This is a genomic window from Sutcliffiella horikoshii (assembly GCF_020524325.1).
GTDB classification, from domain to species: Bacteria; Bacillota; Bacilli; order Bacillales; family Bacillaceae_I; genus Sutcliffiella_A; species Sutcliffiella_A horikoshii_D.
The window spans coordinates 441,693-458,304 of the sequence record NZ_JAIVKY010000007.1; the positions used below are offsets into that span (position 1 = coordinate 441,693).

The 16,612-nt window shown below is 32.9% G+C and carries 9 protein-coding genes; all 9 read left to right on the top strand.

Annotated features, from left to right (window positions below; translation table 11 throughout):
• The first annotated feature begins 3 nt into the window (after positions 1-3).
• The 9 genes from rfbC (at position 4) to LC091_RS11040 (ending at position 16,514) form a co-directional block, all read left to right on the top strand.
• A complete protein-coding gene (gene rfbC / locus LC091_RS11000) occupies positions 4-570 on the top strand; it encodes a dTDP-4-dehydrorhamnose 3,5-epimerase (RefSeq protein WP_226682044.1) in 567 nt (188 codons plus the stop codon).
• Positions 567-1,433, top strand: a complete 867-nt coding sequence (gene rfbD, locus LC091_RS11005) for a dTDP-4-dehydrorhamnose reductase (RefSeq protein WP_226682045.1) — start codon at positions 567-569, stop codon at positions 1,431-1,433. Before rfbC ends, rfbD begins: the two co-directional genes overlap by 4 nt.
• Positions 1,426-2,451: a dTDP-glucose 4,6-dehydratase gene (gene rfbB, locus LC091_RS11010; protein WP_226682046.1), complete on the top strand. Its 1,026-nt coding sequence runs from the start codon at positions 1,426-1,428 to the stop codon at positions 2,449-2,451. Before rfbD ends, rfbB begins: the two co-directional genes overlap by 8 nt.
• A complete protein-coding gene (locus LC091_RS20510) occupies positions 2,402-5,491 on the top strand; it encodes a M14 family zinc carboxypeptidase (protein ID WP_226682047.1) in 3,090 nt (1,029 codons plus the stop codon). Before rfbB ends, LC091_RS20510 begins: the two co-directional genes overlap by 50 nt.
• A gap of 598 nt (positions 5,492-6,089) precedes the next feature.
• Complete coding sequence (locus LC091_RS11020; RefSeq protein ID WP_226682048.1) at positions 6,090-9,515, top strand: N-acetylglucosaminidase; 3,426 nt, start codon at positions 6,090-6,092, stop codon at positions 9,513-9,515.
• A gap of 287 nt (positions 9,516-9,802) precedes the next feature.
• Entirely contained in the window at positions 9,803-10,579 is a 777-nt protein-coding gene (locus tag LC091_RS11025; protein WP_226682049.1) for an ABC transporter permease, read from the top strand.
• Between the two features lie 15 nt (positions 10,580-10,594).
• On the top strand, positions 10,595-12,115 hold the full coding sequence (locus tag LC091_RS11030; protein WP_226682050.1) for an ABC transporter ATP-binding protein: 1,521 nt from the start codon (positions 10,595-10,597) through the stop codon (positions 12,113-12,115).
• A gap of 44 nt (positions 12,116-12,159) precedes the next feature.
• A complete protein-coding gene (locus LC091_RS11035; protein ID WP_226682051.1) occupies positions 12,160-15,615 on the top strand; it encodes a glycosyltransferase in 3,456 nt (1,151 codons plus the stop codon).
• A complete protein-coding gene (locus tag LC091_RS11040; RefSeq protein ID WP_226682052.1) occupies positions 15,612-16,514 on the top strand; it encodes a CgeB family protein in 903 nt (300 codons plus the stop codon). The genes LC091_RS11035 and LC091_RS11040 overlap by 4 nt, the downstream gene beginning before the upstream one ends.
• Positions 16,515-16,612 lie beyond the last annotated feature (98 nt).

Consider the following 16,612-nt stretch of genomic DNA (forward strand, 5'->3'; position numbering starts at 1 on the left):
GCAATGAAATTCATTCAAACAGACTTAGAAGGTGTAATAGTGGTAGAACCGGCAGTCTTTGGAGATTACAGAGGTTGGTTCACAGAAACGTATAATGCAGAAAAAGCACGTGAAGCAGGAATAGATTCCATTTTTGTTCAAGATAACCACTCTTTTTCTTCTAAGAAGGGCACATTACGCGGACTGCACTATCAACTAAATCCTAATGCTCAGGCAAAGTTGGTAAGGTGTACAAAAGGATCCATCTTTGATGTGGCAGTAGATATACGCCAAGGTAGCCCTACTTTTGGAAAATGGTTTGGTATAGAACTGAACGAAGAAAACAAAAAACAGCTATTTGTCCCAAGAGGTTTTGCTCATGGTTTTGTGACTTTAACAGAAAATGTTGAAGTGAATTATAAAGTTGACGGGCTCTATGCGCCAGAGAGTGATAGAGGTGTTTTATGGAATGATCCTGAGATTGCAATCGATTGGCCGATCGATATCATGCCTACGCTTTCAGAAAAAGATGGAAAAGCGCCATTATTAAAAGATGCAGAAATTAACTTTGAATTTGGGTTAACAAAGTGAAGATATTAGTTACTGGATATACAGGTCAATTAGGCCATGATGTTGTTAAGCAAGGGGAAAATATCGGTTTAACAATGATCGGAGTTGGTTCCACTCACTTTGATATTGCACAAAAAGAACAAGTACTATCTTATGTTGAAAATTTACAACCGGATGCGATTATTCACTGTGCGGCTTATACGGCTGTGGATAATGCAGAAGATGAGATAGAAAAGTGTAACAAAGTCAACATCAACGGCACAGAATATTTAGCTCTTGCAGCAGCAAAATCCGATGCTAAATTTATATATATTAGTACAGACTATGTATTTGACGGAAAAGGACAAGAGCCTTTTAAAGAAAACCATATCCCGAACCCGATTGGAACTTATGGAAAATCGAAATTTGCAGGCGAACTACTTGTACAAAACATTTTACATAAGTGGTTTATTGTCCGCATTTCATGGGTGTTTGGACAAAATGGTAATAATTTCATTAAAACGATGCTTCGTTTATCTGAGACAAAACAACAATTAAACGTGGTAGGAGATCAGTTTGGTTCTCCAACTTATACGGAAGACTTGGCAAAGTTATTAATAAATATGGTTCAGACTGAAAAGTACGGCATTTATCATGCATCCAATGAGGGTTTTTGTAATTGGGCAGAGTTTGCAGAAGAAGTGTTTCGAATTACGGGAAAAGATGTTAAAGTCACTGCCATTGCAAGTGAAGAGTATCCTACAAGAGCAGTGCGCCCTAAGAACTCAAAAATGTCTAAGCAATCTCTAGACGATAACGGCTTTGAACGGTTACCTCATTGGAAAGATGCGGTAAAGCGCTATGTAACAGATTTAACTAAAAATGAGGTGCAATCAAATGAGTAACAAGAAAATATTAGTTACTGGTGGGGCAGGGTTTATTGGTGGAAACTTTGTTCAATATATGGTGAATAAATACCCCAATTATGACATCTATAACCTTGACCTATTAACGTATGCAGGGGATTTATCAAAACATAAATCAATTGAACAAGAAAAAAATTACCATTTTATCAAAGCTGACATAACAGATAGAAATGAAGTTTTCGCTATTTTTGAAAGAGAGAAATTTGATTATGTGGCTCATTTCGCAGCCGAAAGCCATGTGGATCGATCTATCACCGAACCGGAAATATTTATAAAAACAAATGTTTTAGGCACTCAAGTCTTATTGGACGCATCTAAAGAATTCAATATAAAGAAATTTGTACATGTTTCCACAGATGAAGTATACGGAGAATTAGACTTTGATCCAGAAACCTTCTTTACAGAAGAAACCCCTTTACAACCTAATAGTCCATATAGTGCTAGTAAGGCTTCATCTGACTTATTGGTTCGTGCTTATCATGAAACCTTTAACTTGCCAATGAATATTACAAGATGTTCTAATAACTATGGTCCTTTTCACTTTCCAGAAAAGTTAATTCCTTTGACCATTTCAAGAGTTTTAAACGACCAAAAAATCCCAGTTTATGGTGATGGGAAAAACATTCGTGACTGGTTACATGTAACTGACCACTGTGCGGCAATTGATTTAGTAATGCATGAAGGGGCGAACGGGGAGGTATATAATGTTGGAGGTCACAACGAACGAACAAACTTAGAAGTAGTTAAAACAATTATTAATACACTAGAAAAATCTGTCGACTTAATTGAGTTTGTAACAGACAGATTAGGTCATGATAAAAGATATGCAATTGATCCCACCAAGCTGGAGAAACTTGGTTGGGAACCTACCTATAATTTTGAAACAGGTATTGCCCAAACTATTCAATGGTATATGGATAATAAGGAATGGTGGGAACAGATACTTAGTGGAGATTATAAAAAATATTTTGAGAAGCAATATACTTTTGAGAAATAATGAAATAGCCCTCAATTTGATGAGGGCTATTTATCATATAAAATACCAGGGGAGAAGTACATTGAAAAAAACTATCATACTGTTAAGTGTTCTTGTTTTAATGTTTCCAAGTTTCTCGCAAGCTATATCTGGCAATAAATATAATGAAAGTATAGAAGAGAGTATTAAAGTGAACGAGGAACATTCAGAGAAGTTAAATGAAACAGATGTTTCTGAAGAATCTAATGAAGTAGACGTATCCATAGAAAATCAAGATTTAGGGAATGAAGAATTAAATCAAGAATTTAAAAAGACTAACGAAGATTCGACACCTGAAACTCAGGAAGAACACCAAGAAAAAGAAATGATAACGACACACGAGGTCAAACTTACATCTTTAACAGCTGACGAATATTATCAACTTGCTATTAACCAATCGTCCTATTCTGCTACTCTAGAAGCCTTCATTAAGGGATTCAAAATGTATCCAGATGATGAAAGGTTTACTCAAGGAATTAACGAAAGTGCTCGTTCCTTATTAGATTGGGCATCTGTCAAACAACAGGTTCAGTCTAGTGTGCAAACTGCACGTGTGAGATATGAGTTCATTTTAACCGCTCCAGTATTAAATGAGACTATTACAAAAGAAACAAAATATAAATTGAATTACGCTAGACTCGGGGAAACTATCTATTCCCCAAATAGGTTGTATGACATGGCAAAAAATGAAAAAAATGTATCCCCTCGTTTTTCTTATTTTGTAGAAGGATATAATCTATATCCTTTGGATCAAAGGTTTAGTGAGGGAATTGAATCGAGTTCAAAAGATTTGGTAGACTGGGCAACTATCCAGCACTCATTAGGAAATATAGATTCAGCTATAGTTAGATATGATTTATTACTATCCTCGCCGTTTCTTGATAAAAAACTTAAAGAGGAAGTTGAATTAAAATTCGAAATGGCAATGCAAGGGAAAAGAATGGATTCTTCAGATAAATATGTTCAGATTGCAGATAATGAGCAGAACTCTTCTGCTAAGCTCAATGCATATATTGAGGGATACAAGTTCTATCCCAGAGATCAACATATTATTAATGGAATTTATTTAAGTTCCGAGTCTTTATTTAATTGGGCAAGTAGCCAGCATGAATTGGGTAATATAGATACAGCCAGAGTAAGATATGAATTAATCCTGACAGCACCATTGCTCTCACAAGATGTGAGACAAGATTCTGAAAAAAATTTAAAACTAGCACGGGAAGGAATCATCATTGTAAATCCAGATACACTTTTTTTAAAAGCGAAAAATGAACAAAATTCTTCAGCAAAACTAAAAGCGTTTATTAAAGGGTATAACTCTTTTCCGGATGATCAACGTTTTATTGATGGGATTAATTCTAGTGCAAGAAGTTTATTGGACTGGGCTACTAAGAAACATGCTGAAGGAAATATCGATTCTGCTAGAGTAAGATACGAACTGATAATATCTGCGCCAATGTTAAAAAACGCTACCAAGAATGAAACAGAAATTAAATTGGAGTATGTAATGCAAAATAAAGCATTACCTTCCATTAATAAAATTATAAAAGATGCAGATTCGGAAGTTAATTCTTCAGCGAAACTAAATACTTACATAACCGGATTATTACTTTATCCAAATAATGAAAGCTTAAAAGTTGGCTTAAATTCAAGTGCCAGAGAACTGTTGAACTGGGCAACAATAAAACACTCAGAAGGAAATTTAATTACTGCGAAATTACGATATGAATTAATACTTACTTCAAAGGGTTTAAATAGCTTTATAGAGTCAGAAACAGAGACTAGACTTCAACTTGCTGATAAAGGAGTTTTATTACCGACTGCTAACAAGCTTTTTGAGATAGCCACTAATGAAACAACATCTTCTGGAAAATTAATGAAATTTGAGGAAGGGTTAAAGTTTTATCCTACTGATAAAAGATTAATAGATGGGATAAACGAGACAGCACTATCTTTATTTAATTGGACTGTTAAACAGCATCAAGTTGGTGATTTTGACACGGCTATTCATAGGTATAATTTGATAATTAGCAGACAGGGCATTAAAAGTAGCATTTTAAGAAGTGTAAAAAGTAATCTAGCATTGGCCAACAAAGGTTTGAAACCTATAACAATTGAGAGAATAGTGAATGCGAAGGTTCAGAATTATACCCATGCTCAAATGCAAAATGATATTAATAAGTTAGAATTAATGTACCCTGGATTAATTAGTCAAGAAGTAATAGGTAAATCGTTAGATGGTAAAAATATTATTGCCGTTAAATTAGGTAATGGAAAAACAGAAGTTCTTTTTAACGGGTCAGCTCATGCCAGAGAACATATGACAACAAATTTATTAATGAAAATGATAGATGAATACGCATATGCTTTTAGCAAAAATCTGTATTTTGATGGTTTTAATGTTAGAGAGGTTTTAAATCGGACAACAATATGGTTTATTCCTATGACGAATCCTGACGGAGTAACACTAGTGCAATTAGGTCCAGATTCACTCGGAAGTAATGTATCAAAAAAAGCTATTGAAATAAATGGTGGAAGTAAAAACTTTACTAGTTGGAAAGCGAATGCAAGAGGTGTAGATCTTAATCGAAACTACCCAACAATGTGGAGAACGGTTTCAAATAATCCAGGGCGACCGAGTGAAAGTCATTATAAAGGCCCTGTACCGTTAAGTGAACCAGAATCTCAAACTATATATAAATTCATCCTATCCAAAAACTTTAAAACCTTAGTAGACTATCATTCTTCAGGTGAAGTTTTGTATGCAAGATTGCCAGGTCACATAGAAAATCTTGTCTCGAGGAAAACAGGATATTCAATTATTGATGAAACAAACTTTACAAGTGGGGGGGATTTGCCAACATGGTTCACGCTTGAACTTGGAATGCCGGGACTCACCCCTGAAATATCTCACTATGTAGGCTCAAGACCTGTACCTTTATCAAATTGGGACTCAATTTGGAAGAAAAATAATTCAGTTGGTTTAATTGTTGCTGACGAAGCTTACAGAAATCGAAGATGAAATTAATTGATTAAAATAGTTTTACCACCTTTGTTCTAAAGCATCTCCTTATAAGATTAGACCTTTAGGGTGAAGAGAATCTATCTTCACCCTAATTAGGTTTATGTTATGAAAATTGAAAATATGAGCCAGCTATATCTTCTCCTTTCCAAGATAATACACATATTCCGATTATCCGTGAATTCCTCATTCATCAAATCCCCATTTAAATTGCAAAATATTAGTAACAAAAATCGAAATGATAATATATATCACTAAAATTTTTTTAGGTAATACATATTATCATGTCAAAAAATGAAAATTCATGATTTTTTTCGGCTTAAATGTGCTAATATGACTATTGAATTAAAAAGGAGGATATATAATGAAAAGAACAAAATATACAAAATATATCAGTGATTATTCATATGGACGGAATAATGTTTAAAGATGAAAAAAACCTTATATGGGGTATTTTTAACTATTTACTACACATGTAAGTTATTCTATTATTATAGATGATATTGTAATTTTATAGGTGAATCTAACGAAATTTGTTAAAAAATAAGATTGATATACATAGAGAAATCTTATTCAAAAATTTTAGGGGGAAAAATTCTTGAGAAAATTTTTAGCGTGTTTGTTAGTTTTTAGTGTCATGCCTTATCCTGTTCATATTTCTGCAAATGAGGAAATACAGGGATTAAGTGGTGATAGAATCACTAACCAACAGACGCAAGTAGATGATGCCAAACTATTGCATTTTCCCGGCGAAATGATAGAAAAAAAGGGGTCATATATATCAGAACAGTCATATATGAATAATTTGGGCTCTAAATACCCCGATAGTGCCGACGGATGGTTGTCATATGCAAACAGTCAAACTACATCATCTGCTATGCTTACTGCCTATATTGAAGGATATAATAAATTCCCTTCGGATAATAGATTTGTCGAAGGTATTAACACTAGTGCGAGATCCCTGCTAAATTGGGCAAGTGATAGACATCGGGAAGGGAAATTTGATACTGCAAGAGTTCGTTATGAATTTATTTTAACAGCACCAAACTTGAATTCTCATATAAGTGATGAAGCAGCAGTGAAACTGGAGTTCGCACGAAATGAAAAAATCCTCCTATTAGCAAATGACTTATATAAAATAGCTACTTCTACACTTTCTTTAACACCTCGACTTGAATACTTCATTGATGGATACCGATTATATTCACAAGATGCTAGATTCGAAGAGGGAATTAATCAAACTGCTAGAGAACTCTTAGAGTGGGCCAGTACACGTCATAAAGAAGGGAATCTAGGTTCTGCAAAAATCAGGTATGATTTAATTTTATCTTCTCCAAAACTTGATCCCTTAATATTTGAAGAAACAAGTACAAAACGCGAATTTGTTATTGAAGGTAAGGTGTTAAAATCTGCTGATGAATATTATAATCTAGCATTAAATGAAAGTAATTTATCTCCTAGGTTAGAGACATTTATAGATGGCCACAAACTTTATCCTGATGATAAAAGGTTCGAAAATGGAATTAATGAAACTTCGCGCTTATTATTAGACTGGGCTACAGTTAGGCATATTGATGGTAATTTTGGATCAGCGATACTAAGATACGATCTAATCTTATCCTCTCCAATACTTTCAACTATTATTAAGTCTGAAACTGAAAATAAAAGAGAATATGCAGTACTTGAAAAAAGGTTAAAAACAGCAGATGAAATGTATGAGGATGCAAACAAGGAAACGAATGTTTCTCCAAGATTTGAAGCATTTGTTGAAGGATATAAATTTTATCAAAACGACACCAGATTTGAACAGGGGATTAATTCAAGTGCACGGTTGTTGTTAGATTGGGCTTCTGGAAAACACCGAGAAGGTAACATAGGTACAGCAATCCAAAGGTATGAATTAATATTAAGTGGCCCGACTTTAAAAGACTCTATAAGAATAGAGACCGAAAATAAATTAGGATTGGCCCAAAAAGGAGAAATTCTAAAAACCGCAAATCAACTTTATAGCGATGCAAGTAAGCAACAAAATTTAACTCCCAAATTAGAGGGTTATATAGAAGGATCTAAATTATATCCTTCAGATAACCGCTTTGAAGAGGGGATTAACAATGCAGCAGCTGAATTATTGATTTGGGCAGAAAATAGACATAATGAAGAGGAATATGGTTCGGCAATTTTGCGATATAACTTGATCCTTTCAGCACCAAAGTTAAACGCCTCTGTAAAGAGCAAAACTTTGGAGTATATTGGATATGCTCAAAAGGGTAATCGAACTCCTAATTATTATTATATTGCTGCAATAAATGAAGAAAACCTAACACCTAAACTAGAAATCTACATAGAAGGTGTTACTATCTATCCAAATGAAAATAGCTTGGTAGAAGGTATTAACTCAACTGCTTCATCTTTACTAAGCTGGGCAGAAATGCGTCATAACGCTGAAAATTTTGGTTCAGCTATCATTAGATATGAGTTGATTTTATCGTCTCCAAAATTAAATTTGTCACTATTGAATAAAACACAAACTAATTTAGATTATGCTAGAAATAACAACTTATTACCGAATCATTTTTATGAAATAGCGGTTTCCACTCAAGGAGTTACACCTCGTTTTGAGAAATTTACAGAAGGATTTGCTTTATATCCTGGAGATAAGAAAATTGGTGAGGGACTAATAAAAAGTAGTCAAGAGCTCTTTGAATGGGCAAAAAACGAACATAAAAAAGGAAATTTTGCAACATCAATACACAGATATTCCTTAATAATTAATGCAAATGGAGTGCAAACAAGTTTAAAAGATGAAGTAGTTATTTTATTAACTTTAGCACAGAAAAATTTAATTCCAGGTAGTGAACTAATAGAAAGAACGGAATATAACGTTACTATTAATGATGCCATTAATACACAAATGGGGTTAAGTACTCCTCCACAAACAGATAAGTATCGTAATGATCCTGGGTATGTGCATAGCTCTTTAGTTACAATAACAGAGCAGGGAGTAATTACAGGTAGTGTTGCTAACCTGCGAACTTCGCCGAACTTAGAGAACAGCTCAATTGCTATGGAAGTAAAGAATGGCACTGTTTTTAATATTATCAAGGAAGTAACAGGTGCAACATTTGACGGAAGTAATAAATGGTTCGAAATAAAATATGATAATAAAACGTTGTATGTTCATACTAAATTATCTAAAAAAGAAAAGTTAGCTACATTGAATAATAATTCAAATATTCGACAACATGCAGATGAAAAAAGTCATAGTTTTGGAATTGAAAAAAGCAATTCAGGTTTAACGATTATTGAGGAAGTAAATGGGACAACTGTTAGTGGAAGTAATAAATGGTACAAGATAAGTTATAATGCATGGCGTAATGCAACTATAAATGACGTGCTTTCTTATATTGACCCAGAAAAGAATGATAAATTTCAGCATCTGGTATTATCTAGTAGTGTTGGTGTGAATGAAAAACAAATTAACCATATATTAGCTAATAAAGGTATTTTAAATGGACATGGACAATCCTTTATTGATGCAAGCAAAGAAAATGCAGTAAATGAAATATATTTAATTGCTCATGCATTACTTGAAACGGGACATGGTACCTCTCCGTTGGCAACTGGGGTAAGGGTTGGGGTCAATAGTAGCGGGAACCTTGAATTAGTAAATAGTAATAATGAAAGAAATTTAACAAATATTAAAACCACTTACAACATGTTTGGAATCTATGCTTATGATCATGATGCATTAAGACAAGGTGCTTTTGGTGCTTATAGAGAAAAATGGTTCACGCCAGAAGCGGCGATAGTTGGTGGTGCTAAATTTATTGGTGAAGATTTTATTCATAATAGGTATCAGCAAAACACTCTTTATAAAATGAGATGGAACCCTGAGAGTCCAGGTAATAAACAATACGCAACAGATATAGGTTGGGCTGTTAAACAGATATCGACAATAAAGAACCTTTATAACCAACTAGAAAACCCGCAATTACATTTTGACATACCTAATTACAAAAAATAAATAGAAGAGGCTGTTTTATACTGTTATTGGTTTATCTATCATTAAGCACTTTGATAGATAAACCAATTACAATTTAGCAGCCTCTATTCCTTTTTAGTTTACATTTTTTTCTTGTTTGGAAATTGTATAAAAAGCTTGCTAGTTAATGCAATGAGTTATATTGTAATTAAGGTTGGATTTATTATATTATAAAAGGTATGTTGATTATTTTAACTATCTGAGAACAACGATATTAATAGTAAATTATGCTAAATTTAATTTTTGAGTAGGCGGTGTAGGAAAGTCTTATGATGAAGTACTTGAAAGAAATACTTAAAAGAAAAGATTTGATAACATATCTTATTCGCTCAGGTCTGAAGGCTGAGCATAGAAATAGTTTCCTAGGTTATTTTTGGTGGTTACTAGACCCATTATTAAATGTGATGGTTTACTATTTTGTAGTAGCAATTGTTTTGGGGCAAGGTGGAGAGAATTACGGTGTTTATCTAGTTATAGGTTTAGTTACATGGAGATGGATGAGTTCTAACATAAATGGTTCTTCTAAGGCCATTACGAGATACTCCTCAATTATTAACCAAGTGTATTTACCGAAGTCTATTTTTCCTTTGACTGTCTCAGGAACACAGCTTATTAATTTTTCGTTTGGGTTAATAGTAATAGCTTTATTCCTTCTATTTTTTGGGGTTGTACCTGGATGGCAAATTGTATTCCTACCAATAATAATCTTGATTCAATTTATGTTCCTTTTGGCGTTAAGCTTACTTATTTCATTCGTATGTGTTTTTGTAAGGGATATAGATAATATTATCACACATATCGTGCGAATAATGTTCTATGCTTCCCCAATTATCTGGGAAGGAAGCAGGATTCCTGAAAAATATGAATGGGCGGTTACTTTAAATCCAGTAGCACATATTGTGAATGCATACCGAGATATACTTATGTATCAAACCGTTCCTAACTTTTTTGCATTATTTGTAATTGCATTAGTATCGATTGTTTCCATCATCATGTTGCTTAGTTACTATAGTAGGAATGAACATAAGATTATAAAGGCTTTATAAAAATGAGGTAATTTTATGCTAAAACAAATAATAAAAGATGAATCAGCTATTTCAAAGGAAGTTGTATTAAGTATTAAAAAATTAGGTGTTACCTATAATTCTGGCTATAAAAAGGATGATTTTAAATCTCATCTATTCGGAATTGGACGTAAAAAGAAAAAGAATACTAATAAAATTATTTGGCCATTGAAAGAAATTAGTTTTGAGGGATATAAAGGAGAAATTCTTGGAATAATTGGATCAAATGGTGCTGGGAAAACAACTCTTTGTAAAATAATATCTGGAATACTAAAACCAGATAAAGGTGAATTGTATGTAGATGGTACTGTATCGGCACTATTTTCCTTAGGTATGGGATTTAACAAAGAACTAACTGGTCGTGAAAACGTTTATTTAAATGGTATGATGCTTGGAATATCAAAAGAGAAAATTCATGGCTTTATAGATGAAATACATGAATTCTCTGGAATTGGAGATTTTATAGACCAACCAATAAAAAAATACTCAAGTGGTATGAAAGCAAGATTAGGTTTCAGTGTTGCTGCGTTTTTAGAGCCGGAGATCTTAATATTAGATGAAGCACTTAATACAGGTGACCTGGCATTTAGTGAAAGAGCCTCAGTAAAAATGAAGGAATTAGTTAGTAAGGCGAAAATGGTGATTCTAGTAACTCATAGTTTGAATTTTGCTAAAGAGAACTGTGATAGATTAATTTGGCTGGAACAAGGCGGAATAAGGGATATAGGTGAACCGGAATCAATAATAGCTGATTATGAAGCTACTGTTCCAAAACCGAAAAGGAAAGTAAAAAAGGGCTTAAATTTACAAAAAACAGAGGCTAATATCAAGGAAAAAACGGTTGTGAAAGCCGATAATATAAATGTTACTTATAACATGAATGGGAAGACTTTTTCTGCTTTAAATGATGTGAGCTTCACTATAAATGAGGGAGAGATTGTTGGCATTATTGGCCATAATGGTGCGGGAAAAAGCACTTTATGTAAAGTATTGACCAATATTCTTACTCCAGAGCAAGGGGATCTTAAGCTTAATGGAAGTACTACAGCCCTTTTAGGATATGGAACAGGATTTAATGCTCAATTAACTGGAAAAGACAACATCTATTTAAATGGGATGCTGTTGGGGATTCCAAAGAAAAAGGTAGAAAGGGAATATCAAAACATAGTTAACTTTTCTGAGTTAGGGAAAAATATCCATAGACCGGTTAAGCAATATTCAAGCGGAATGAGAGCAAGATTAGGGTTTAGTATTGCTGCTATTTTGCAACCGGATATCTTTATTATAGATGAAGCACTCTCTACGGGAGATATGGAGTTTAACCAAAAAGCGAGTGAAAAGATTCAAGAAATGATAGAACAGGCAAAAGCAGTTATAATCGTTTCTCATAGCATGAGCTTTGTGGAAAAAGTATGTACCAGAGCCATATGGGTAGAAAAAGGAAAGATTATACTTGATGGTGATTCAAAAGAGGTAGTTAATCAATATAAAGAAACAGTAAGTAAAAAGAAGAAATAAAATAACTTAAAGAGATTATCATCAGGATATTGGAGGTAATAAGAGTGAATCGCTTTTGGGATAATGTTATCATGCCTGTTTTAAAATTAACCAATGCTAAAAACATAGTCGAAATTGGTGCACAACAAGGAAAGAACACGGTAAAGATTTTGCCCTATGTTAAAGAAAATGAGGGGAAACTATTTTGTATTGACCCATTTCCTGCATTTGATGAAGTTAACCTTAAAGAAAACTTTAAAGAACACTTTGAATTGTTTAAGGAACTAAGTCTCAGTGCACTACCAAAAATAAATAATTACGATGCCATTTTTATCGATGGGGACCATAACTGGTATACTGTAATAAACGAACTTAAAATTGTGCAGAAAACATTTAAAGGTTCGGAAAAATTCCCAATCGTTTTTGCCCATGATATTAGTTGGCCTTATGGTAGAAGAGATTTGTATTATAATCCAGAAAATATTCCTGCATATTTCCTTCAACCTTATAAACAAATGGGAATTTTACCAGAATCTACTCAATTAGTTAAAAACGGTGGTCTAAACGCACATTTGTATAATTCTATTTATGAAAACAATCCTTCAAACGGTGTTCTAACTGCCATTGAGGACTTTATAGAAGAGTCCAACCGTGATCTAATTTTTGAACCTATATTAGGGTTTCATGGCTTAGGCATTATCTACGAAAATACTGAAGAAAATAAAAAAATCAAAGAATTTATTTCTTCTTTACACCAAAATCAAGTAATTCAAAAATTGCTTGAGGAGGATAGAATACAGTCACTATTAAGAATAAACAAACTAAGAGAAGATCTGCATGAAAAGAAAGAACAAATCGAAAAGCTAGAAAAAGAAGAAGAACTACTAAAGAAAGAACTAGTAAAAGAAGATCAAACTCAATCTTATAATGAAACTAGAGAAAAAGAATTGAGGGACCTAATTGAAAAAATAAATGAATTAAGCGCTGTTACAGATATATTAAATAAAGAAAAACAACAATTATTTGAACAAGTTACTCACATGGAGAACTTGAACATGCAAATGCAGCAAGAAATAGAAGGCTATAATAATGTTGAAGTTGAATATAAGAGAAATCGGCAACTGACTAGTAAACAAATAAGAGATATCAAGTATAAATTAGAAAAAGAAAGCAAGAAAAAACAAGAAGTATATAATTCTATTAAGTATCGTTTGGGTGATATTGTCATTTCGGCGTTTAAGTCACCTAAAAAGTTTATTTTAATGCCTTATAGATTAGTAAAGTTACTTAGATACGCATTGAAAAAGAAGGCAAAAAAAAAGAAAAGTCCAATTAAAATTAGCGAGAAGAAAAAATCAAGTAAGAAGTTTATTATTACTGATTATAAAAATGATTTATTTTATCAATCTGTAAAAGATATTGTAAAACAGGGGAAAAACGCCAACTTTGAGCACCAATTTCAAAAAAGTGAAGATGAAGTTCAAACAAAATCAAGAAATTTTAACAATAATAAAAAAACACCTTTAGTTAGCATTATTATGCCAACTTATAATCGGGCTAAAATCATGGGTCAAGCTATCCAAAGTATATTTGAACAAGAATACAAAAACTGGGAATTGATTATTTGCGATGATGGAAGCACTGATAATACAGAAAAGTTAATCAAACAATATAAAGACAGTCGTATAAAATATTTTAAACTTAAAAAGGGTGGAGCTGCTAAAGCACGAAATAATGGCTTAGAGCAAGCTAAGGGAGAATATGTTGCTTATCTAGATACAGATAATTTATGGCATCCACAGTATCTTGCTATGAGCATTGGAACACTACAGAATAAACCAGGTTATTATTCCGTATTCTCCAGATATATAGATGTAGTTATCCAAAATGATATATATAAATTGAAAACTTCTCGTTCTCTTTCTTTTGATTATGAAGCATTGACTCAAAAGAATTTTATTGATTTAAATTCATTTGTTCATAGACGTGAGTTATATGACAATCTAGGTGGATTTAGCGAAGAGTTAGTTAGACAACAAGATTGGGATCTAGTTCTTAAGTATACGTTTTTAAGAGACCCGCTTTATCTAAATCAGTTTCTAGTTGTTTACAGAAGAAATAAAGATTGGGATCAAATCACCCATCTTCACAATAAAAACACTTTAACCGTGGATATTGTTCAAAAAAATGTACAGTCTTACTATAAAAATGGCTTGCCATTTGTAAAGTCAAAGGAAAATTTACCTAAAATTACAATAATATCATGGGATGTTTGTAGGAATCATTTCTCAAAAGCTTATAATATCGCAGAATCACTTTCTTCAACATATTCTGTTCAACTATTAGGATTTAGATTTTTTGAAGAGGAAATTTTCCCTCCATATAAAGACGAGGTTCCCAATTTTGAAATGACAATTATTGAAGGTAAAAACTTTCCTGATCTATTTCCATTACTTTCAGAAGCAATCACAAAAATAAAAGGAGATATTATCTACGCAGTGAAGCCAAGAACAACAAGTTTAGGCGTTGCATTGTTAGCTAACTACCATTTAGGAAAACCGATTGTTTTGGAACATAACGATTTGGAGTCTGTTGTTTCCAACCCTAGTAAGGAACAGTTAAATAAAAATTTTGATTTGAGTAAAGTGGACTTAACAGCAGAAGAGCTGAATACGCCTTATAGTTCTATATGGTCAAATATTATGGAAGAATTTGCTCATAAGATACCAATCTCTACAACCCACAATATAAATTTAGATAATTACTTTGGTGGAAATAGTTTCTATATTCGCAACCTGAAGGATGAAACCTACTATAATCCTGATAATTACGACCGAGATGCAATCCGAAGAGAATTAGGTTTTGCTAAGGATGATCGAATAATACTTTTCGGTGGTTTATTAAGAAAACATAAAGGAATTTTCGATTTAGTAAATCTGCTAGAAAAATTAAACGACGACCGTTATAAATTGTTATTTGTTGGTTCTAGAGAAACACCGGATCAGAAGAAACTAATTCAAAAATATGGGGATAAAATTAAAGTACTTCCACCTCAAGGTCGCAATGATATGTCTAAAATTAACTATGCTTCTGATCTCGTTATTTTATGGTTAAATCCTGATGTGCCGGCAAGCCATTATCAAATGCCATATAAATTTACTGATGCTATTGCAATGAAAGTGCCAGTTATTGCTAGTGATATTTCAGATTTAGAAGTACTAGCTAAAGATAATTACTTGAGATTGTCCCGATATGGTGACTTTGATGGACTTCTGAATGAAATTAAATCTGTGTTTGAAAATAAAGAAGAGACGTCTGTCATGGTAGAAAGGGCACGTAACCTATATATTAGACAGTTTTCTTACAAGGCTGTAAAAAGTAACCTAGACATTATTTTTGATGTTGCAAAAAAACATGAAGATACTTTGGATGCATCCAAAAGCTTTTCTGAGTTTTTTAGTGATTTTTATCAACAGTCAACTAAGAAGGAGAACATAAGTAGAATGGAGATAAATAAATGAAATGGATAATAAAGAATCCCGCACCCACTGATTGGAGGCAAGACAAGTGGGGGGATTTTCACTTTGGACGCTCCTTAACAAAATATCTTGAAAGACTTGGACAAAAAGTAGAAACAGATTACCATACAGAATGGAACAACGAAAAAAAACCGGATGTAGTTCTTGTTTTGAGAGGGAAGTATCCTTACGAAACGAAAAATAATGATTTTAACATCATGTGGAATATTAGTCATCCCCAATCCGTCTCTCTAGAAGAGTATGAAATGTATGATATTGTTTTTGTAGCATCAAAGACATATGCAGATTTTTTATCGAGAGAAATTTCTACTCCTGTTTATCCATTATTGCAATGTACAGATACGGAAGAATTCTTTGAACAAAAAACTGCAAGCTATCATGACAGGAAAGATTTTATTTTTGTAGGAAATACACGTGAAGTAGAACGCCCTTGTGTTATATGGTCTGCTGAACTTGGATTGCCCCTCAAAGTTTGGGGCAGAGGTTGGTCTAAGTGGATTGATAAAGAATTAGTTGTCGATAATTACATTGAAAATCAAAAATTAGGGGAACTATATTCGAAATCTAAATTGGTTTTAAATGACCACTGGGAAGACATGAAAGAGTATGGTTATATAAACAACCGTATTTTTGATGCTTTAGCATGTGGGCTTCCAATTATCACTGACTATCATAAAGAGCTGTATGACTTGTTTGGAGATAAACTTTTATATTACAAGAACAAAAGTGAGTTTGAAAAGTGTATAGAAGAGGTTATTTTATCTTACCCTAGTGTTAAGGCCAAAACTGATTCTTTAAAAAATATAGTGATAGACCACTTCTCTTTTGAAAACAGAGCACAAGAACTCATTGATACTGTGAAAAAGCACAAAGACAAATAGTATAAAGAATATTGATAATCAATTTTTAAAAGGCCTGATTGAATTGACTTAGAATGTTTTGGTCAAATTGTCAATCAGCCTTTTTTAAATAAGTTTGG

Excerpts from the sequence above, each read along its gene's own strand:
- rfbC (WP_226682044.1), top strand. The coding sequence starts at position 4 with ATGAAATTCATTCAAACAGACTTAGAAGGTGTAATAGTGGTAGAACCG.
- rfbB (WP_226682046.1), top strand. The coding sequence starts at position 1,426 with ATGAGTAACAAGAAAATATTAGTTACTGGTGGGGCAGGGTTTATTGGT.
- LC091_RS11025 (WP_226682049.1), top strand. The coding sequence starts at position 9,803 with ATGATGAAGTACTTGAAAGAAATACTTAAAAGAAAAGATTTGATAACA.
- LC091_RS11030 (WP_226682050.1), top strand. The coding sequence starts at position 10,595 with ATGCTAAAACAAATAATAAAAGATGAATCAGCTATTTCAAAGGAAGTT.
- LC091_RS11040 (WP_226682052.1), top strand. The coding sequence starts at position 15,612 with ATGAAATGGATAATAAAGAATCCCGCACCCACTGATTGGAGGCAAGAC.